Genomic DNA, 21,800 nt, shown 5'->3' on the forward strand with positions numbered 1-21,800 from the left:
GTATAAAAGCCAATCGCTTTTGCTATATGTGTCGAATATTCTTTTGAAAACAATGTAATTTTTAGCTTTATTGGTTAGGAATATAGCAAATAAATATCATGTTTCATCTGAATCAATGTATCAATTACCTCCATATTCAAAAAAAAGTAAAAAAAATAGCCGTTAAATTGTGTATATTTTTGAAGAAATTACTAATATTATGCCCTAATCGCCGATGTAAGGTTGTGAAGGCGTTTTCATCGGTGAGGTTTTCCTTTTCATACGTTTTTTGTACAGATTTTTTAAGCCTTAAAAGGTTATGGCTAAACTCAAAAATATTATAAAGCAATTATCCGCCAACGATTATGTAGCCATTTACGATTCGTTGTTGGCCAGTAACGCCGAAAAGTCAGCGCATTTGCTGCGTTATATTCGCGAAAAGCAAATGTCTGATGCCAAAATAATGGAGGAGCTGGACGTAAACACCAACGCATACTATACTTTGCGTTCGCGTCTGAACCAAAAAATTGAGGAGTATTTGCTCCAACAAATGGAAAATCCGCGCACGGATTTGCTTAAAAAAGTGGCCAACATTAGTGAAATCGTTTTTACCAAGAAACGCGCTATTGCTATTGCCACACTCAAGAAACTGGAAAAGGAGTTGCTCGATTATGACTTGTCGAACGAGCTGACAATTATCTATAAGACACTCAAGAAGTTACACATCAACACGCCAGACCATTTCACTTATTCGCAGCTCTACAACCGCCATGTGGCGTATATGTTGGCTGTGGACAAATCCGAAGATTTGTTGGCAGAATACTTCAAAAAATATGGTAACTATACCATGACGGGTAGCGACATCGACAAGTTCGAACTTTCACTTCTGAACAAAGAAATCGCTAATTTGGGTGGCTTGTATCAGTCGCACCGCTTGTATGTGTATCAGAGTTGTTGCAGCATTTTTCATCGTCTTTTTGTAGATAAAAATGAAAATGAAGCCGCTGATGCTGAGCCAATTGAGGATATTCTTAACAACGTAGAAAAGATATTTGAAACCTACTATCTAGATGCCATTTACTATAACTTGAAAATAGTATTTGAATTTTTGAAGTTGGAATATTATACGCACTACAAAGTATATCGCAAGGCTGAAAAGTATTTTGAAGACCTCAATATTAAGACAGGTTTGTTGTTGGCCAACTACAGTTTGTACAGCTATCCAGCGCAATTCTTGCTTACCAAAATCGACCGCCATGTACGTGCCGATACGGAGCATTTGTTGTACGAAGAAAACAAGCAGCTTTTTGCGGAATACGATTCGGACGCAAATGACTTGCCAAAATACATGACTTACGTGGTATATCGTGCCTTAAGTTGCTTCTATGCAGATCGTTACGAAGAGGCGGCACGTTGGCTGAACAATATGCTCAACGACCTTAGTCTTAAAAAATATGGTCAGGCACAAATTGAAATTAAATTGTTCCTGACACTGCAATACTGTATGCTCAATGATTACGATTTGTTTAACCAATCCATCAACAGCATACAACGCCAAATCCGTCTGACGGGCAAGGAAAGCAGCGAGCATATTTCATTGTTTATCAAGATTTTGAAAGCAGCACTCGGCGACAACAAACGAGCCAAAGCCGCTAAAATCAGAAGTTTGGTAGAGAAGCTTAAACAACAAAATGTAAATCACTTCTCGCCAATCAAACATTTGAAATTAGACGAAAAATTTATCAATAAATTGCTATAACAAAACATTTGCATACACGACAGTATTTCTGTATTTTTCGGAAACACTGTCGTGTTTTTTTATTTTTTACATCAATTTAATTCAATGAAATTACATACCATCAATACAGGCCATTTTAAGCTCGACGGCGGTGCAATGTTTGGGGTAGTTCCCAAAAGTATTTGGAATAAAAGCAATCCCGCTGACGAGAATAATTTATGTTCGTGGGCGATGCGTAGCCTGTTGATAGAAGACGGTAACCGTCTGATACTGATAGATAATGGAATGGGCGACAAACAAGACGCTAAATTTGTATCACATTATTATTTGCACGGAACGGATAGCTTGCACGGCAACCTGAAAAGTGCAGGATTTCAGGCTTCTGACATTACGGATATGTTCCTGACACACTTGCATTTTGACCACTGCGGCGGCGGTGTGGCTTATAATGGAGACAAGCTCGAACTGGTTTTCAAAAATGCGACATACTGGTCGAATGAAGCGCATTGGGATTGGGCTGTGCGTCCAAATCCACGCGAAAAAGCCAGCTTCTTAAAAGAAAACATTATGCCTATGCAAGAAAGCGGGCATCTGAAAATGGTATCGCCTCAATCCAGTCCATTTGACGGCATTGACATATTATTTATGGACGGACATACCGAAAAACAAATGTTGCCGCTTATTTCTTACAAAGGGCGTAAAATCGTATTTGCAGCTGATTTGATTCCGTCGGTAGGACATATTCCACTGCCTTACGTCATGGGCTACGACACGCGCCCACTTCAAACAATGGTAGAAAAAGAAGCTTTGCTCAATAAAGCCGTAGAGGAAGACTATATCCTTTTCTTTGAACACGACCCCGTAAATGAGTGTGCGACACTGCAACGCACCGACAAAGGAGTTCGCGTGAAAGAAACGTTCAAATTGTCAGAATTATAATATTCTGTTTTACGATAGATTTATCCAACTTTAAATATTGCATTTTCGGATCAAATAGTTGCCAAGTAAGTTGTCTTTGGGCAACTATTTTCCGAAAAGTTTTATTGCTATTTCGGATTAAAAATTACTTTATAGAGCAGCAATAGATTTTGTAATATTAGTAGAGAATTGCGTTATTGCTTTAGTGGTAAAGAAACACAATCAATCTTTTTTGTATGAGTAGGCTGCTTTTAAGTTGTTGTTTGGTACTTTGGCCATTAGTGGAGCTTTTGGCCTTGTCGCCCGACAGCTTGTTGAGGATTTTGCCAGAACAATCTGACACAGCAAAAATATATACGCTCAACCAATTGGCTAAGGCCTATAAATCAGACTCTGTAACGCGCTCTTTGGAGTACGCCCAAAAGGCATTGCTCTTAGCCGAAGAATTAGCCGACACTAATGGGCTAATTGCTTCTCATAATAGCATTGGCGAATATTATTTGGAAAAAGGAGAATACGCCAAAGCACAAACGAGCTTTGCCCAAAGCCTGTTTCTATCTAAAAAAATACATGATATTTTTCTGCAAGCTGTTGCCAAAGCCAAACTGGGTGTAGTGTGTTATTACAATAATCAATACCCACAAGCCTTTGATTATCAGATGTCAGCATTAAGAATATTTCGCAATAATGGTGCACTGGCGCAGCAAGCCGAATGCATGAGTGCCTTGGGGTATATTCTGGACAAACAAGGCTATCAGGAAAAAGCATTGCATTATTACTGGGATGCGTTGCGTCTTCGCCAGAAAGTAGGCCAACCCAACGATATAGCCAAATCACTCAATGCCATTGGCGACTTTCATTATTTTCACAAGGAATATGCGGAGGCTCTTAGATATTATATCCAATCGTATAACCTTAGCAAGACAGCTGATAATGCAAAAGGCGTAGCCATTGCCCTCAATAATATGGGAATGGTGTACATAGAGCAAGGACGCTACGATGAGGCCGTTTCGCATTTATTCGAATCGTTGAGCAAAAAGAAAAAAATTGGCAATAAAAAAGAGATTGCTATCACCTTAACCAATATAGCACAACTATACGCCCGCCAGAAAAAGTATCCAGAATCGCATGAGTATTTTAGACAGGCTTTGACGCTTCAGGAATTTCTGTCCGACAAAAGTAGTTTGTTGCGCACCTATAAATTATTGGGCAAGGTTTATTTGGAAAATAAAGAATACGAACAAGCCATTATTTCTTTCCAAAGAGCATTGGATTTGGCCCAAACACTCCATTCTGCGGCATACAAACAAGAAACCTACGAGTTGATGGGAGAAGTATATTTGGCGCAGGATAAGGCACAAGAATTTCTAAAATACTATAAGCTGGCACAGCAGTTTCACGATTCACTGCAAAATGAGGCTCAATTGGTGCGTATTCACGAAATGCAAATCGAATATGAGCGAGAAGAAAGCAGGGAAAAAATACGCGTTTTGCGTAAAGAACAAGAAACACAGCGCATCGCTTTAGAAAACGAGAAAACTACCAAACGCGCTTTGTTTGTGGGCGTGGTATTAGCTTCGGTATTGATGGGTCTGATTTATATGTTTTATCGATTAAAAATAGATGCAACCCAGAAACTTGAGCTACAAAATGAGCTGATACTCAGACAAAATACAGAGCTAAATGCTGCCAATCAAGAATTACAGTCTCTAAACAAAAATTTGCAAGAGTCGGAAGTGGCTTTGCGCCGCTCCAACGATACCAAGAATAAATTTTTCTCTATTATTTCGCATGATTTGCGCGGCCCATTGGCTACACTTTCTTCGTTTTTGAGTCTGCTTATTCGTTTCAACGACAAACTGACCAAAGAAGAGTTGGCGGTGTTGGCCGCAGACATCGAAAAGTCGCTCAAAAATGTCTCCATGCTGTTGGATAACCTGTTGCAATGGTCGCAAGCGCAAATGAATGTGATTGCCTTTAGGCCTGAGCCTTTGTCTTTGGCAGAAAAGGTTTCCGAGACGCTTAGTCTTCTGACGGCCAACGCACAGCGCAAAAATATCATGCTGACGGCTGGCGAAATGGGAAACTGTACAGTTTTGGCCGACAAAGGAATGTTTGATTTTGTTTTGCGTAACCTTATCAGTAATGCCATTAAGTTTACGCCACCTTCTGGGCACATCAAAGTAGAGTTGCGCACCAGTACGTCTTTTGCGTTTATCTCCGTTGCGGATACGGGAGTAGGCCTTAGCGACCAGCAATACGAACGTTTGTTTAACCTGACGCGTATTTCTACGATTGGCACGCAAGGAGAAACTGGCACGGGTTTAGGGCTTATTTTGTGTAAAGAATTTGTAGAAAAACACGGCGGCCATATCGAGGTAAAACGCCTTACTGTCGGAACTGTCTTTACATTCTCTATACCGTTGGCAACTACTGTTGTGATATAATAAAAAAAACGCGGCTTCTCTGCATCAAATACAGAAAAGCCGCGTTATGGTGACCTTACCGGGAATCGAACCTGGATCTTGAGTTCCGGAGACTCACGTACTATCCATTGTACTATAAGGCCAGTACCGAAAAAGTAGCCTCGACGGGAATCGAACCCATATCAAAAGTTTAGGAAACTTCTATTCTATCCATTGAACTACGAGGCCGCTAAATGAGGCCGCAAAACTAAGTATCTGTTTCGGTAATTAAAAGAACTTTTTGAGGATACTATCAAAAAAACATTAAAATAATAATCAAGAAGTATAGCCCCAAAATCGTATAAATCGCTTTTCACATATCAACATTCGCCATAAAAAAGCCCGTCGCACATCGGCAACAGGCTTTTGATTTACATAGGTGAAGTTTGTTTGTATGGTAATATTTTATGATTGAACCTCAAAAGCTACTCCGATACGGCGCAGTTCAAAAGATTCTTTGATTTCGTCCAAAATTGCAGGGTCATCAATCGTAGATGGCACGGCAAACGGTTCACTATCCGCAATTTTACGAATAATTTTGCGTAAAATTTTACCCGAACGTGTTTTTGGTAAACGCTTCACCACAATCGCATTTCTGAAAAATGCTACTGCACCGATTTGCTCGCGCACTTTCTCCACAAGTTCGGCCTCCAACACTTCTGGTTCTATCGGGTGATTGTCTTTGATAACCACCAAACCCACAGGGCGTTGGCCGCGCAAACCGTCAGCGATACCCACAACGGCGCATTCTGCCACCGACAAGTGTCCCGCCAAGATTTCCTCCATTTCGGCAGTAGAAAGGCGATGGCCTGCCACATTGATTACGTCGTCTATACGACCCGTAATGTAGAAATAGCCGTCTTCGTCTTTATAGCCACCATCACCCGTGAGGTAATAGCCTCTGAACGTGTTCAAATAACTTTCTTTGAAACGCTCATCATCGTGCCACAAAAACGGAAACGCGCCTGGCCCCAAAGGCATCTGGATTACTACAAAACCTTCTTTGCCCGCAGGAAGCTCCGTACCGTCTTCGTCCATAATGCGCACATCGTAGCCGCTCACAGGCTTGCCAGGCGAACCCGCTTTTACTGGAAGTGCCTCTACACCAAGCATATTGGCCAACATCGGCGAACCAGATTCGGTTTGCCACCAGTGGTCAATCACAGGAATATTAAGATGTTGCTTTGCCCATTCGAGTGTAGCCACGTCGCAACGTTCGCCAGCCAAAAACAAAGTACGGAAATTACTCAAATCATATTTTTTGATAAACTCGCCTTCGCTGTCTTCTTTTTTGATGGCACGAATAGCCGTCGGAGCAGTAAAAAATACCGAAACTTTGTGCTCGGCAATCACGCGCCAGAACGTACCAGGGTCAGGTGTGCGCACTGGTTTTCCTTCAAAAACAATGGTCGTACAGCCATGAATCAGCGGCGCATAAACGATATACGAGTGCCCTACAGCCCAACCAATATCCGAAGCAGCCCAGAACGTTTCACCTGGTTTTACGTTATAAACGGCCTCCATGCTGTATTTCATCGCTACGGCATGGCCGCCATTGTCGCGCAAAATACCTTTTGGCTTGCCCGTAGTACCCGAAGTGTAAAGAATATACAATGGATCCCAAGCTTCCACAGGCACGCAATCAGCTGGAAGTGCTTTTTCAGCTACCTCTTTCCAGTCGTAGTCGTGACCTTCTTTGAGGTCGGCGGCAAGCATGGGGCGTTGCAAAATAACAGCCGCTTTTGGCTTGAAAAACGCTTCGTCAATGGCGCGGTCAAGCAACGGTTTATAAGGGATTACTTTATCAAATTCGATGCCGCAAGAAGCCGACAAAATCACTTTCGGGCGTGCATCATCAATACGCAAAGCCAATTCGTGCGGCGCAAAACCTCCAAATACGACCGAGTGAATCGCACCCAAACGCGCACAAGCCAACATCCCGACAATCGCTTCAGGCACCATTGGCATATAAATGATGACAGTATCGCCTTTTTCTACACCCAAATCGCGCAATGCTCCCGCAAATTTGGCTACTTGTGTTTGTAGCTCACGGTAAGTAAATTTCTTTTGCGTTTTGGTAACGGGTGAATCATAAATCAAGGCTGTCTGCTCGGCGCGACCGTTGGCAACATGATAATCCAAACACAAATACGCCGTATTCAGGCTACCGCCTTCGTACCAACGCCAAAAGTCTTTGGGGTCTTTGCTAACGATTTTTTCTGGAAATTTGTACCAATCAATATTGGCGGCTTTTTCTTTCCAGAATACTTCGCGGTCGTTTACCGAAGCATCAAATTCTTGTTGATAATTTTTCATTGAATTACATAGTTTTAGTAAGGGTATAAAGAATTGCTTTTTCTGATTGCAACCAAGCAAAAATAATATTTTTTAAAGGAGCAGCCAACTATTTTTCGTATAATTCTAAGGGCAGTCCGTCGGGGTCTGAGAAGAATGTAAAACGTTTGCGTGTAAACTCATCGGTTCTGATAGCCTCTGTTATTACATTTTTTTCTTGTAGAAATGCCGTAGCAGCCTCAATATCAGCCACCTGAAAAGCCAAGTGCCTAAGGCCTGCCGCTTCGGGTCTGGACACACGCGGCGGCGGCGCAGGAAATGAAAAAAGTTCTATTACATACTGACCCGCCAACGACAAATCCAATTTGTATGACTGTCGCTCTTGCCGATACGTTTCGGCCACAATTTCAAAGCCCAAGATTTCGGTATAAAATCGTTTGGAGCGTTCGTAATCCGAGCAAATAATTGCAATATGATGTATTTTTTCTATGCCAAGCATTCTATTTTTCAGACGGTTTCCAGCCAATTTAACGGAATATTCCAGAGGTTTTTTTCAAATTTATTTCTAAAAAAATTAACGTGACCAATTGCTTTTGTTTTAGCTTCCGAAAGTAAAATATGTTTACGTTCTACTTTCGCATTTTTAAGCATTTTTTGTACGAAAATATCAACGGCTTTTTCGGGAGCAATCCAGTCGTCTTCCAAGCTAATTACCAGCACAGGTTTATCTATTTTTTCGTAAAAATTATAGGATTGTTCGGCCAATGCCATCGCCGATTTTTTACTAACAATAAGCGTGCGCCAATCTTTGGCAACACCCACAGGCAACGACTCGCCCATACTCTTTACTTTGGAAGGAAAATAGCCCAACATTTTGCTTAAAACAGGCACTAAAACATAAAAAAACCAAAGCACAGCGGGTTTATTTTTATTATAAAAATTCTTCCAATAACCAAATTGGGCGGCCACTGTTACGAAGGCATCATATTGTTTGTAGGCGGGTGTAAGTCCGATAAAAATGCCACCAATGCTATGCCCAATATGAAACTTACGAGCATTGGGGTGCGCATCTGTTACAAAATCAGTAATTGCTTGAAAATCTTTGGTAGCCCAATCGCGCATAGTAGCTTGAAAACCAGATATTTTGTCTGGCTTTGAAAGACCAATTCCACGATAGTCATAGGTGTAAACCGTATAGCCTTGCGCAGCAAATTTGGCCGCAAAACCCGCATAAAAACGCTGCTTTATGCCTGTGGCACTGCAAATTACAATTACATTTCCGTTGGGGTTTTCGGGCACAAAACGAGTAGCCGCGATACGGTAATTGTCAGCCGTCAGTACGCTGAATTTTTCCATAAAATATAATTGACAATATATACTATTTTCTCTCTGTGCGAAAATACGCAAGTCTGCGAATTTATTCTACAAAAATTTTATCTTTTTTACATAAAAACAAAAAAGAAACCTCCCTTTTGAGGAGGCTTCTTTGATTAAGAAAAGTGAATTGAATATTATACGTCATCGTACTCACCTTTTACAGAGAAATAGCCGAAAGTGGCCAAACCTGCAACAATAAGAGGAGTAAGAATTGCAAGAATAATAATCCCGAAAACGAGGTCATCTTGCTTGCCTGTAGCTAATTTTGGTAAACCAAAAGTAAATATGCAGAAGTATCCAGAAAAGGCGGCAAAAGCAAGCCATACGATACCTAAAAAACGCTTTAATGCTTTCATATTATTTGTGTGCTAATTTTATTCGTGAATATTTTTCTTTGTGTTAATGTAAACCATACCAATAATAAAGCTAATTGAAGCAATAATTATCGGATACCACAAACCTTCAAGGTAAAATGTAGGGTCTCCATTGTTTTTAGCATTCGTTACCAAGTAAGTAGAGATAGCAGGTAGCAAACCACCGAAGATACCGTTACCTACGTGATACGGAAGCGACATAGAAGTATAACGAATATTCACAGGGAACATCTCAACCAAGAATGCCGCGATTGGGCCGTACACCATTGTTACGAAAATCACTTGCACGAAAATAAAGAACACCAACGTCATAATATCTCCATTTGGAATGGTTTTGGTGGTTTTGGTGTCGATTTTAGCTTTGCCAGTTTTCTCATCAATGGCAGCTTTGCCATCTTTGAGGTGAACCGTTTTCACTTCCACTAACTTAGTACCATCCGTAAATTCTTTGGTGGTAGTATAAAGTGAGTCAACTTTACCTGCTTTTTCTTTGATAGAAGGTACTAAAGTTGTTTTCTCAACGATTTCTGTTTTCTTCTTCACGTCCGTTACATCGTACATGCTTTGGTAGATGAAACGGTATGAAAGAATACCTAACAACATACCCGCCATCATGATAGACTTACGGCCAATTTTATCGCTCAACCAACCAAATACTACGAAGAAAGGTGTACCAATCAAAAGTGCAGCCCCCAAAAGTGTATCTACTTGGTTGCTTTCCACGAACATTACTGTTTTCAGGAAGCTCATTGCGTAGAACTGACCAGTGTACCAGATTACACCCTGACCCATTGCAGCACCGAAAAGAGCCAACAAAACGAATTTAAGGTTGTAAGTGTTACCAAAGCTTTCTTTCAATGGGTTTTTAGAAGTTTTGCCTTCTGCTTTCGCTTTCGCAAACTCTGGAGACTCGTGCATATTCTTACGGATAAGGTAAGAAACGAATACCATTAGGATAGATACCCAGAACGGAACTCTCCAACCCCATTCGTCGAAAGACTCTGGGCTTAACATTGTTCTGGTGATAAGAATAACCATCAACGAAACGAAAAGACCAACCGTCGCTGTAGTTTGAATCCATGATGTCCAATAACCACGTTCACCTACTGGCGAGTGTTCGGCCACGTAAGTAGCAGCACCGCCATACTCACCACCAAGAGCCAAGCCTTGCAACAAGCGAAGGATAAGCACTAAGAAAGGAGCTAAGAAGCCAATGGTTTCATAACTTGGCACGCAACCAATAACGAAAGTGGCACCACCCATCAAAAGCAATGTTGCCATGAAGGTATATTTACGGCCAATAATATCGCCCAAGCGACCAAAGAACAAGGCACCAAAAGGACGCACCACGAAGCCTGCGGCAAAAGTAGCCAGCGTACTCAAGAAGGCCGCCGTAGGATTGTCTGAAGGGAAGAACTTCGTAGAAATTACAACGGCAAGACTACCAAAGATGTAAAAATCATACCATTCGATAAGCGTACCTAGGGAAGAGGCTGAAATTACTTTCCAGATTCCGTCTGTAGATTTGTTATTACTCATACTGTATTAATTTGGGGGGTTTGTTTGCATTAAATAGATTATAGATACATCGCCAATTGCATCAAGAATTCGCCTTTAGAGCTATACTTGTCTGTTGCGGTATAAACAGGACGTGTAGAATATTGCGTTGTGATTTTTGCATGGTGGCCATCAATCAACCAGTTTACACCAAGGTCGAACTGAGTACTTGCTTTATCCAATGCCTCAAAGTTTTTGTAAGCCATGCTTCCAAATGGTTGGATTCTCAATTTTGGTTTTTCTTGAGACGTTGGCAACAAATAGCCCACTTGTGTAAACCAAATAGAACCTGTTCCGATTGTTGCTTGCGCATTACCCGCACCAGCTAATGCTTTTGTACCTGTAAATGACGCATCAGCCAAACCTACGTTCATGATACCCAAGTTGCGCAAGTAGTTCGGACCGAAATCATATTTATAGAATACCGAATAAGCCGTAACCGCTGCTTTTTTAGTACCTACAGGCATATCCAAGAATACGTCTGCCGAGAACAACTTAATATCATGCTTCTTCACGGCACCATTATCTAAGTTGCGTGTTCCATCAGGAGCAGTATAGAAACCAGCACCTACGTTAAACACTTTTTTAGTACCCAAATAAGTACCTACTTTGAAAGGCAAAAGATTTGATTCTGAATCTAAGAATTGGTATTCCACATAACCCGCTTTGCTCCATTTTGTATTACCATTGTTATCTACGGCAACAGCTGTAGTAGGCGTTACGTTGGTAGCAAATGGTTTGTTATAGCTAAAGCGGTATTCAAATTTACCATATTTACCTTTAGCAAAAAGACCCATTTGACGTGCAAACTGGTCAGAGTTTTCGATAAGAGGCCAGTTGAAAATCGGAGCATCTGCACCCAAGAAATTCAGCGTAGAAGCCATCGTAGCACGAGACAAGCCCATATAGTAGTGCAAACCACCACCTAATGTTAAGCTAAATTTTTTCTCTGGAGCTGGCAACACTACTGCGTATTCGTTCCAAGCATCATGAAAGAACAAACCTGGCTTTTTGGCAGCACCATAACCACCCGTGCCTGTAGAGCTGGCAGCACCACCATTAGTAAAAGTTTGGTTGTTGATACCAAAGTGCGTAAGAATCATGTAACGCTTTGTTACTTGTGCGTAAAGCAAAGTACGCAAACGACGCATTCCAATATCCGTACTCGAAGAAGCTCCTTCACCGTTAATGGCTGTACCTGGGTTCATTTCCGTAGAGCGGAACCAAACTTGATTCCAAGCAATCATACGAACATACTTAGAACCGTCTTCGTTGAGGTTCATTTTCAAGCCAGAGCCATAAGCATCCGAACCTTGTGCGCGAACTTGTACGGTAGCCGCAACCGATAGGCATAGCGATGCCACACCTGCTAAGAGGGTAGATTTTTTAATTATCATAGTTAATTTATGTAGGTATAATGGGTAGTTAATAGCTGTCAACTTTCACGTACAAACCTCATACATCAAATTGTTGTAAAGGGTCTTAGTTGGTGTTTGTTGGACTTGGATACAATATTATGATATTACGGAATACGTTTGCATGACAAATGTCATGTAAACAGAAAAAAGTTTCGATTTATGTTTGTTTTACCAAATAATATATTTTATTAAAATTTTAAAACAGAATTATATTTCCTGTTAATAAAAACTTAAGCAAATCGCCGTTTTTTTATAAAAATGTTTTCATAACACTTAGAAAAGCAACAGATTTATCTAAAAAATCCAAGAAAAACAGTGTTTTGAAGGCAAAAAAATAGCCTTTCAGCGATAAAAATCACTAAAAGGCTAAATTCTTTTCCAAATAAAATATGGTTTATATTGTTCTGACCGAATCAAACAATTGCAGGATTCTTGATTTTGGAAGCAGTCTTTGTTCGGTTTGGCCTTTGGCCACAAGTCTCTGCCCTACGTGCATGGTATAATCACAAACCAAGATTTTGCCGTCCCAACTTACAATTTTTGCCAAAACATTCACGGTTTGCCCCACCAACGCAGGGCTATGATGTTGCACGGACAAAGCAGAGCCGATTCCTTCCTCGTCGTCGGCTTTTATTTCTAACAAAAGTAAACGCCCAGCCCATTCGGCCTCGCGAGCCAACACAAACGTACTGCAAACAGGATGCACTTGTTTACCGCCAAAACTGGCCGTGTCCGCGTCCGTTACAACAAATGTGTACGATTGTGTTTTGCCCACGATTTCCATTTAGCTGAATTGATTACCCTTTATGATTCTTTACAATATATTTCTGCAAATTCGTATTGAGTGGTACTTTATAAATAAGTTTGCCCGCAGGCCCAAACACTGACAATTCGCCTTCCAAAAGGCCATCTTTATTGGCTAACTCTTTTAGTGTGCCAATATTTACGCGTACAAATACATCTTCACTTTCTGGGTTAGGCAAAAAATAATCGTCCAATGTAGTACGGACGTGTTGAATTTTTTTGTTTTTAGTCGTTTTGACTTCTACAAATTCTACACTATTGACCATCTCAACCCCAAAGCTCACTTGAATTTTACTTTCTTCGGTCGCGTTAGAGGAATCTGGTACTGTAACTGTAATAGAGTTGGCTTGTGCAAAGCTCGTGCTCACCGATCCAAATGTGAGAAAAAACGAGCAAATAATACCGTATTTCATAAGTATTAATCAAAATAGTTTAGAGATGATAATAAAAGTTTCAGAAAACACACTCCAGCTAAAAATTTTGCAATAGTGTAAGTATTTGTAAAAAATATTGTGGTTGGCCTGTGAGCTTGTTTTTTAGGTTTTGAGCCCCTGCTACCACCAATAACAGCCATTACATTTCTTAACTTTAAGGTAAAAAGCTGTTAATGAACAATACTACCTACAATCCTCTTGCCAAACACTTAGCATTGTTGTGTGTTCCTAAATTTGATACTGCAGCCAACAGAAGGTAACAATAGCCCAAAAGAAGGCTATGTAATAAATAAAATGTAGCGCAACATGCATTTTACTGGTCTTATCCAAAAACAAAACCATAGATTCACAAAACGACTACAATGAACCCTAAAATCTCACATTAAAGAATAGATGTTAGAAATGTCTTGCAAAACGTATAAAAACACACGGGGATTTCTGCTAAATTTGCAAAAAATTAACAGTTAAGTATGGAAGCACCCAAAGGTAAACTTATCGCCATCGGCGGCAACGTAGATATTGGCACAGACGAAAAAGGCAGCGTGGCAGACTCTTCTATTCACTTTTTTGAGTTTGGCATTTTGCAGCGCATTTTATCAGAAATGAAAGGGCGTGAATCCGTAATTGAGGTGATTACGACCGCTTCGCTTATTCCTGAAGAAATCGGCCAAAGCTATTTGGAAGCCTTTGCGCGTTTGGGTTGCCATACGGCTAACGTCATGCACATCAAAAATCGCCTTGACACGGCCAATCCCGAATATTTGGAGCGTATTCAGAAAGCCGACGGCGTATTGTTTACAGGCGGCAATCAGCTTAGACTAAGTTCCATTTATGGCGGAACGGAAATTTTGTGCACCATGCAACGCCGCTATCAAACCGAAAATTTTTTGATAGCAGGCACAAGCGCGGGGGCAATGGCCATGTCCAGCACCATGATTTACGAAGGCGAAAGTTCAGAAGCCTTGTTCAAGGGTGAAGTAAAAATTTCAACAGGTTTTGACTTTATCAGCAACGTAATTATTGATACACATTTTATTACAAGAGGTCGTTTTGGGCGTTTGGCGCAATCGGTAGCCAGCAATCCCGCTTGCATTGGCTTGGGCTTGGGCGAAGACACTGGCGTACTCATCACCAACGGCAACCACTTGGAAACCATCGGTTCGGGCTTGGTGCTCATTTTTGACGGCCACGAAATGAAACATACCAATATTGCAGAGTTGCCAGAAGGTTTCCCGATTTCGATTGAGCACCTTATTGTACACGTGTTGGCCAAAGGCAATAGTTATTTGTTGCGCGAACGTGCCTTTATTCCGACGACAGAACTTTCAGTCTAAATTTTTTTAGACAATATTTACCCCATGAATCCCACCAAAACAGAAATACAATACAAGGCCGTAGTGGCAGAATGTCGCGCCCTTTTCGAGAAGAAAAACAAAGATTATGGCACGGCTTGGCGCATTTTGCGTTTGTCTTCTATTACCGACCAAATTTATATCAAAGCCAACCGCATTCGTTCGGTGCAGGAAAAAGGCACGCAAAAAGTAGCCGATAATCTGCGCGATGAGTTTATCGGAATGATTAACTATTCGGTTATGGCCTTGATTCAGCAGGAACTACCCGCCGATGCCGAATTGGATTTGCCTTACGAGTTCGTGAGCCAATTGTACGACAAACACATCGCAGAAACGTGGGCTTTGTTGGAAAATAAAAATCATGATTATGGCGAGGCTTGGCGCAGTATGCGCGTAAGTTCTATTACCGACATTATTTTGATGAAGATATTTAGAATTAAACAAATCGAAGATAATGACGGTCGCACAATCGTTTCCGAAGGCGTGGCCGCCAATTATCAGGACATTATCAACTACGCAGTTTTTGCGCTAATCCTCCAAACCGAAAACGTTAGTGCCTAATATTCAGGGCAAAAAGTTTGCAGATTAAATATTTGCAAGCGTACTTTGCGCCCCTCAATTATTGAGCGAAGAATATTTATACTTATTTTATTTGGTGTCGTGTTTACAGCAAAACTAAAAACAAAACAGGCTATCGAAACCCAAGATTTCCAAACGCTGCCCGTCATGGAGGCGTTCTATACCATACAAGGCGAAGGCCGCTATCAGGGCACAGCAGCCTATTTTATCCGCTTAGGCGGTTGTGATGTGGGCTGTCATTGGTGCGATGTGAAAGAGTCGTGGGACGCGGAAGCGCACCCGCAACAAAGCATCGAAGAGATAGTGGAACAAGCCAGCAAATACCCAAGTCGCGTGGCCGTCATTACGGGCGGCGAGCCGCTTATGCACAATCTGGACGCGCTTTGCGAAGCTCTACATTTGCAAGGTTTCCGCACGCATCTGGAAACGTCGGGCGCGTATCCGCTTACAGGGCATTGGGATTGGGTTTGCCTTTCTCCCAAAAAATTCAAAAAGCCTTTGGCTGAAGTGTGCCAAGCCGCCGACGAACTGAAAGTAGTCATCTACAACAAGTTTGATTTTGAGTGGGCAGAATCTTATTCGCAGCAAGTTGGCAAAGATTGTACGCTGCTTTTGCAACCCGAATGGGACAGAACCGAACTCATGTTGCCGCTGATGATTTCCTATATCAAGCAGCATCCGCAATGGCGAATGTCTTTGCAAATGCACAAATACATTAACGTTCCCTAATATTTCGGAAGGAATACAAAAGCACAACACCAAATCCACAGCGTGTTGTGCTTTTTGTTTTTAGGCAAAAATTGTAGTGATAATATCGTTACAAAATCTCATAACATTGAAGAACTTTCTACCCCAAAAATAACTTATATACTTTTGGTGGTTTCTAACTTTTTTGTTTAACCAGCAAAAACATTCCACAACCCAAACAACACTATAACCTTCTTGGCTTTTTAAGAAGGTGTTTTTTTATTTAAAAACACACAATAAACTCAGAAACAAATAATGATTGACAAAAGAATTTTGCCGTTGGCAATTGGCGGTTTGGGCATTGGCACAACGGAATTTGCGATTATGGGATTACTGCCCGACATCGCCAAAACGCTACAAATCAGTATTCCAGAAGCTGGGCATTTTATTTCGGCTTACGCGCTGGGCGTGGTGATTGGTGCACCGTTGCTTATTGGCTATTCGGTCAAATTTCCGCCCAAAAAAGTATTAATTGGCCTGATGGTGCTGTTTACGATTTTCAACGGACTTTCGGCCATTGCACCAAATTACGGCCTTATGCTCCTGATTCGTTTTATGTCGGGCTTGCCACATGGTGCATTTTTTGGAGTCGGGACGGTGGTTGCTTCCCGATTAGCCAGCAAAGGCAAAGAAGCCATGTACATCGCCCTGATGTTTTCGGGGCTGACGGTCGCTAATTTGGCAATGGTGCCTTTGGTTACGTACATCGGGCACGTGTATAGCTGGCGTTGGTATTTTGTGGTTGTTACCTTTATTGGCTTGGCTACGTTGCTGGCCTTGTATCGCTGGTTGCCTGTGGTGGAAGGCAGTAGCAACAAACATTACAAAGAGGAACTGCATTTTATCCGAAGCCGCGAAAGTTGGTACGTGTTGCTTATCACGGCCATTGGCTTCGGTGGCTTGTTTACGTGGTTGAGCTACATTACGCCACTAATGACACATGTATCTGGTTTTGAGGAAACTACCATGGCGTATGTCATGATATTGGCGGGTGCGGGAATGGTGGTCGGCAATTTGCTGGGCGGCTACCTCACCGACAAGTTAGGCGCAGCCCAAACCACTACCCTACTGCTTTTCTGCATGATGGCGGCCTTAGTCGGTGTGTTTTTCTTTTCGTCGAACCCTACGGTTTCGTTGGTGCTTACGTTTGTGTGCGGGGCTTTGTCCATGTCGGTAGGTTCGCCTATCAACATGATGATGATGAAAGCCGCGCCCAATGCCGAAATGATGGCCGCCGCTTTTATGCAAGCAGCCTTCAATATTGCCAACTCGGCAGGTGCGTATCTGGGCGGGATTCCGTTGTTGTATGGTTTGCCCTACAATTATCCGTCGTTGGTGGGCGTGGCCATGACGTTAGGCGGCTTGCTGATTAGTGCCCGTTATTTGTTCAAATATCGCGACGTAAAGCCTAATTTATAAGATTAACAAAAACAAAAAAGTGCGCATGATTCGGAGATAAATCACGCGCACTTTTTTGTTTGGGATACACCTCAATTGCCTGAAATTATGGTGTTTTGGTGTAGGTAGCCGAGCCATCTACATTCAAATAAAATTTGTAGGTATAAGTACCATTAGAGACAATAGCTGCCCCATCTACCTCGGCTGTACCATCAGCCAAATTGTCGCCATAGTACGTATTATCTATAACAAATCGAAATTGAGGGGCATTTGATGTGATATAAAAATAATTACCTGCTACATTATATTGCATCTGAATATAGCTATTGTAAGTCAAATTTGCTCCAATAGACGCAATATCATATTGATACTGGCTTCCATTATAGTTCATATAAATGCGATAAAAACCACTGGATGTTATTTTAATAGCAGAGCCATTTTGAACTAAAGTACCAGAGGTGCTATTGCTGTTTCCACCATACACTACACTCGAATTAGGCGCAGCCAAAAACTTAATTTGCGTACCAGCCGCAAAATATTTGTATCCAGTAAAACTATTACCACTACCCGAACCTGCTAATTGCAGTGCATTGGTAGCGTCCCAGTTATTAAATGTTCCATACAAATACAACTCTGTTGGGGTGCCGCCGCTACTCGTATTTGAGGTTGGCAAAGAAAGTTGTCCGTTATTATCAACGGTTAGTTGATAAGGTGTTCCGTTGGGAGCCACTAACGTAACGCCCTCACCCGCAGTCGCTACCAAACTTTTGGCGGCCATGGCATACGGAACGCTCATGAGTTGATTCGTCCCCACCAACGTGTAATTCGTTCCGCCGCTTGGGTCTATTTCTACTTTCAAAAATTTATTGTTGGTAACCCAGTTAATAGTCGCAAAAGTGCCCGTTACAGGTGTTCCTTGCCCAATATTGAGGTTAAACAAACCTTGTGCATTGGTTGTTTTGGTGTGCGTTTCGGCATAAACGGCTGTACCTGTAATGGAATTATCAATAATAGAAATCCTAACGCCAACGTTGCCATTAGCGACAGGAGCACCACTTGTCCCAAAAGCAATTGCCTGATAACTAATTCCTTGCGGAACTTGCGCCATCACTGTCACGCAGCAAAAAATGGCCATCAATAGCAGTAAAATATTTTTTCTCATGCTTAATTGTTTTAAATAAACTGAATGTATTATTAAATTAAGCTGTAAAGCTACATACTGCCGTATTACTTTACAACTATATCACGTATCTAATTTTCCTTGATATTATATTCTGTTGGTCATGGTGTATTTTTTTGGTTTTGTGCCAATATGTTCTTCAAACACGCGGCTAAAATGGCTCAAATTCGTGAAACCCAAGCGATAACCCACTTCCGAAACCGATAAGTTTTGTTCGGCTAATAGCCGCGCCGCCTCCTTCATCCTCAATTCCTGATAATAACAGAAAATACTATTACCAAAAATTTGCTTAAACAGTAATTTGAGTTTGGTCGGACTCATATTTGCCAACACGGCCAAATCTTTGATGAGCGGCGGCGTATTCAAATTATCAAGTATCTGATTTTTAACCTTATAAATATTGGCTACGTCGTGGACGTTGAGGGCAAAAACTTGCCGCTCGGCACGCTTCTGCAACTCCATGAGCAGCCGACAAACCAACTCTTCGGCTTTTATTTTCAAAAAAAATAGTGCTAAACTTTCATCTACCGACTCGTTTAATATTTCCGCTACAACCTTCTGAAGAGTTGGCGAAATCATTTGTTCGAACAAAAGCGGCTGCGTGTTGCGCAACAAACTCGCCAATATGGGCGACTGCTCCCAAGTACTTAATTGTTGGCACAGATACGCGGCATCTATTTCGATGTTGATGGTGGCCGTGTGGCTATGGACAGGAATCATCGCGTCGGCTTGTAACGTACTGGTCGCAATCAGAACGGAAGGTTGTGCGTTGGGCGGCAAATCGGCGTGCGGGAAAATGTGTTGAAATTTAAATAACAGCCGATGCGCCGAAAAACCATCTTCCACATTTTTTAAGGTAACGTCTTGGTGCAGATGATAATTAAAAATAAAAAGTCGGATGTTTTCATTGAGTACAAAACCCGCACAATAGCCATTTCCAAACTTTTCGGGAATTTCCAAACGCCCTCTGTGCACTTCCGCGCCCAACCATTGCCCCAATGCCAATAAAATATTCGGCGTAGATATTGTTTTTTCTTTCAATGTCTTTTGTAGCTATTTTATAGGCTAATATAGTTATTTTATCTTTAAATGGCGTAATAATTTTGTGGCATAGAAATATAAAACAATCCCAATCGTATGTTATTAGACAACAAAAAAGTTGCCATTATTGGCGCGGGGCCTGTGGGGCTCACGATGGCCAGACTATTACAACAAAAAGGTGTAGCGGTTAGCGTCCACGAACGAGACCGTAATGACACTGCACGAATTTGGGGCGGAACACTCGACTTGCACCCCGCCACAGGCCAACACGCCATGCAGCAAGCTGGACTGTTAGCGCAATATTTTGCGTTGGCCAAACCTATGGGGCGCATCATCACCGACGAACAGGGCAATGTATTAGCCCAGAAAAATCCAGCATTTGACAATCCCGAAATCAATCGTAACCAACTCAGAACCCTGTTACTGCAAAGCCTCAACGCAGGCACTGTGATTTGGGATAAGCACCTGACGGCCTTAGAGGCGCACGGCGGCCAATGGTTGCTGCAATTTGCCGACCAAAGCACCGCAACCGCCGATTTGGTGATTGGAGCAAATGGCGGAATGTCTGGCATCCGAAAGTACATCACCGACACGCAGGTAGAGGCCACAGGAACGCAAATTATACAAGGAGAGGTTGTGTTGCCTGCAATGCGCTGCCCCACATTTTACCAAAAATGCGCTGGCCAAATTCTAATGACGACGCACAATGGTTATTCGTTGGTGGCCAATCCCCAAAACAATGGCATACTAACTTATAGTATCATGTTTGCGGCAACCCAAAGTCCTGCTCATTGGGAAAACCCCGAAAATATTTCGGCATTTTTGGCTCAAAAGTTAGGGCATTGGGGGTCAATATTTCAAGAGCTATTTGGGGCAACCTCTGCGTTTTGGGCTTTACCGACCAGAAAGTTACCACTTGCGCAGGCTTGGAAAAATAACAGACCTATTCCTCTGACGCTTATCGGCGATGCGGCGCATCTGATGCCACCTTTTGCGGGTCAGGGCGTGAATACTGGGCTGATGGATGCAGTGCTTTTGACCGAAAATCTGAGCAATGGCCAGTTTGAAACCATAGAAACGGCCATCGCTCACTACGAACAACAAATGTTTGTGTACGCAAGCCAAGCGCAAGAGGCCTCAGCCCACAACGAAATACAGATACGGCAGCCTGATTTTTCTTTTATTCAAATTATACAATAAATCATAGCTTCCCTAAGGCAATATCTGTAATTTTGAGGAAAACGTTAAAGGACTGTATCTTTCATATTTTTCAAATGCAGCTCAATTTCTATACACCCCAACATATAGACTTACGACATTACATAGAAGGCTATTATTTTATTACTCGAAATCAGCCTCAAAAATCGTTGCGATACTTTACGTTTCCGAACAACTATTGTATTTTGTCGGTGAATCGAAATGCAGACATTCAACGCCAACATCATCGGTATCTCGTTCGTTTTGAGGCTGACGGGCAGTTGCACACAAGCATTGTTACGCGTTATATACAACCGCTCGAAATTGTATATCAAGAGCCTGTAGATGAAATTACAATTTACTTCAAACCGCTAGCAATCAATCACTTCATGGCTGATTCTGTTCGATTGTTGGGGCGAGAAAATATTGACAACTTTAACCCTTTTGCTGATTTTGGCCAAACGATGCAATTGATTTTTGACACCCAAGACCGCCCAACTCAAATCAATTTATTAGAGCAATATTGGCTTAGTAAATGGCAACCAAGACCAGATTTGGAACAAGTGCAGCAATTAATTGCTAACATGGATGGCGATACGAAAATCGAAGAAATCGCGCAAAAATATCAGTGTTCCAGACAGCATCTCAACCGTCTTTTCAGAAAATATCTGGGTAAATCGCCCGCCGAATTTAGGAAGATTTTGCGATTTCGGGCGGCTATTGCCAACTATGGTCATGCCCATAACCTAACGGATTTATCGCACGGATTTTATTTCTACGACCAATCTCATTTCATCCGAGATTTTAAGGCACTGACAGGCATATTACCCAAAGATTTTTTCAGGAATGTGAATACGGATAAAGGCAATATTTGGCTTTTGGCCTGAGCGTTTACATTTGTACAATTTTCCTCGCATGGCGTCGGCTACTTTTGTTCAAAATAAATG

General features: G+C 41.8%; 19 protein-coding genes and 2 tRNA genes. 9 read left to right on the forward strand and 12 right to left on the reverse strand.

Translation table 11 applies throughout. From position 1 onward, the window contains the following. Positions 1–298: 298 nt before the first annotated feature. The 3 genes from BM090_RS08165 to BM090_RS08175 all read left to right on the forward strand — a co-directional run bounded on the left by BM090_RS08165 (position 299) and on the right by BM090_RS08175 (position 5,082). Positions 299–1,738, forward strand: a complete 1,440-nt coding sequence (locus tag BM090_RS08165; RefSeq protein ID WP_091510595.1) for a hypothetical protein — start codon at positions 299–301, stop codon at positions 1,736–1,738. An 84-nt stretch (positions 1,739–1,822) separates the two neighbouring features. Continuing rightward, positions 1,823–2,656, forward strand: coding sequence for an MBL fold metallo-hydrolase (locus BM090_RS08170; protein ID WP_091510599.1), 834 nt, complete (start codon positions 1,823–1,825; stop codon positions 2,654–2,656). Positions 2,657–2,871: 215 nt separating this feature from the next. Beyond that, entirely contained in the window at positions 2,872–5,082 is a 2,211-nt protein-coding gene (locus BM090_RS08175; RefSeq protein ID WP_091510602.1) for an ATP-binding protein, read from the forward strand. Between the two features lie 47 nt (positions 5,083–5,129). Here the strand turns inward: BM090_RS08175 and BM090_RS08180 are convergent. From BM090_RS08180 to BM090_RS08225, 10 genes are all read right to left on the reverse strand, one after another. Continuing rightward, positions 5,130–5,204: transfer RNA gene (locus BM090_RS08180), tRNA-Arg, on the reverse strand. Between the two features lie 13 nt (positions 5,205–5,217). Then, positions 5,218–5,289: transfer RNA gene (locus tag BM090_RS08185), tRNA-Arg, on the reverse strand. 216 nt (positions 5,290–5,505) lie between these two features. Further along, positions 5,506–7,416, reverse strand: coding sequence for a propionyl-CoA synthetase (locus BM090_RS08190; protein ID WP_091510606.1), 1,911 nt, complete (start codon positions 7,414–7,416; stop codon positions 5,506–5,508). Positions 7,417–7,504: 88 nt separating this feature from the next. Further along, positions 7,505–7,894 (reverse strand): SMU1112c/YaeR family gloxylase I-like metalloprotein, encoded by a 390-nt coding sequence (gloA2, locus tag BM090_RS08195; RefSeq protein ID WP_091510609.1) that lies wholly within the window; start codon positions 7,892–7,894, stop codon positions 7,505–7,507. Between the two features lie 8 nt (positions 7,895–7,902). Beyond that, entirely contained in the window at positions 7,903–8,751 is an 849-nt protein-coding gene (locus tag BM090_RS08200) for an alpha/beta hydrolase family protein (RefSeq protein ID WP_091510613.1), read from the reverse strand. Between the two features lie 155 nt (positions 8,752–8,906). Then, on the reverse strand, positions 8,907–9,128 hold the full coding sequence (locus BM090_RS08205) for a DUF6814 family protein (protein ID WP_091510617.1): 222 nt from the start codon (positions 9,126–9,128) through the stop codon (positions 8,907–8,909). An 18-nt stretch (positions 9,129–9,146) separates the two neighbouring features. Beyond that, entirely contained in the window at positions 9,147–10,685 is a 1,539-nt protein-coding gene (locus tag BM090_RS08210; protein ID WP_091510620.1) for an MFS transporter, read from the reverse strand. Positions 10,686–10,723: 38 nt separating this feature from the next. After that, positions 10,724–12,100 (reverse strand): porin, encoded by a 1,377-nt coding sequence (locus tag BM090_RS08215; RefSeq protein WP_245756701.1) that lies wholly within the window; start codon positions 12,098–12,100, stop codon positions 10,724–10,726. Between the two features lie 415 nt (positions 12,101–12,515). Continuing rightward, on the reverse strand, positions 12,516–12,905 hold the full coding sequence (locus BM090_RS08220; protein ID WP_091510624.1) for a thioesterase family protein: 390 nt from the start codon (positions 12,903–12,905) through the stop codon (positions 12,516–12,518). Between the two features lie 13 nt (positions 12,906–12,918). After that, positions 12,919–13,338 (reverse strand): hypothetical protein, encoded by a 420-nt coding sequence (locus BM090_RS08225; protein WP_091510627.1) that lies wholly within the window; start codon positions 13,336–13,338, stop codon positions 12,919–12,921. Positions 13,339–13,829: 491 nt separating this feature from the next. Here BM090_RS08225 and BM090_RS08230 point away from each other — a divergent pair, with 491 nt between their 5' ends. The 4 genes from BM090_RS08230 (at position 13,830) to BM090_RS08245 (ending at position 17,456) form a co-directional block, all read left to right on the forward strand. Beyond that, positions 13,830–14,693 (forward strand): cyanophycinase, encoded by an 864-nt coding sequence (locus BM090_RS08230; RefSeq protein WP_091510629.1) that lies wholly within the window; start codon positions 13,830–13,832, stop codon positions 14,691–14,693. A gap of 24 nt (positions 14,694–14,717) precedes the next feature. Continuing rightward, entirely contained in the window at positions 14,718–15,272 is a 555-nt protein-coding gene (locus tag BM090_RS08235) for a DUF1599 domain-containing protein (protein WP_091510632.1), read from the forward strand. A 165-nt stretch (positions 15,273–15,437) separates the two neighbouring features. Continuing rightward, positions 15,438–16,019 carry a 7-carboxy-7-deazaguanine synthase QueE gene (locus BM090_RS08240; protein WP_091511284.1) on the forward strand — a complete coding sequence of 194 codons (582 nt, stop codon included), beginning with the start codon at positions 15,438–15,440 and terminating at the stop codon, positions 16,017–16,019. A gap of 273 nt (positions 16,020–16,292) precedes the next feature. Beyond that, on the forward strand, positions 16,293–17,456 hold the full coding sequence (locus BM090_RS08245) for an MFS transporter (RefSeq protein ID WP_245756702.1): 1,164 nt from the start codon (positions 16,293–16,295) through the stop codon (positions 17,454–17,456). A gap of 85 nt (positions 17,457–17,541) precedes the next feature. On the opposite strand, the gene BM090_RS08250 is transcribed toward BM090_RS08245, so the two are convergent. Together BM090_RS08250 and BM090_RS08255 are read right to left on the reverse strand one after the other, a co-directional pair. Then, positions 17,542–18,597 (reverse strand): cadherin repeat domain-containing protein, encoded by a 1,056-nt coding sequence (locus tag BM090_RS08250; protein WP_091510635.1) that lies wholly within the window; start codon positions 18,595–18,597, stop codon positions 17,542–17,544. 105 nt (positions 18,598–18,702) lie between these two features. Then, a complete protein-coding gene (locus tag BM090_RS08255) occupies positions 18,703–19,656 on the reverse strand; it encodes a helix-turn-helix transcriptional regulator (RefSeq protein ID WP_091510638.1) in 954 nt (317 codons plus the stop codon). Positions 19,657–19,752: 96 nt separating this feature from the next. Between BM090_RS08255 and BM090_RS08260 the strand changes: the two genes are divergently transcribed. Together BM090_RS08260 and BM090_RS08265 are read left to right on the forward strand one after the other, a co-directional pair. Further along, on the forward strand, positions 19,753–20,856 hold the full coding sequence (locus BM090_RS08260) for an FAD-dependent oxidoreductase (RefSeq protein ID WP_091510642.1): 1,104 nt from the start codon (positions 19,753–19,755) through the stop codon (positions 20,854–20,856). Between the two features lie 74 nt (positions 20,857–20,930). Beyond that, complete coding sequence (locus tag BM090_RS08265) at positions 20,931–21,740, forward strand: AraC family transcriptional regulator (protein WP_091510643.1); 810 nt, start codon at positions 20,931–20,933, stop codon at positions 21,738–21,740. The last annotated feature ends 60 nt before the right edge of the window (positions 21,741–21,800 follow it).

It is taken from the genome of Flexibacter flexilis DSM 6793 (assembly GCF_900112255.1).
GTDB lineage: Bacteria > Bacteroidota > Bacteroidia > Cytophagales > Flexibacteraceae > Flexibacter > Flexibacter flexilis.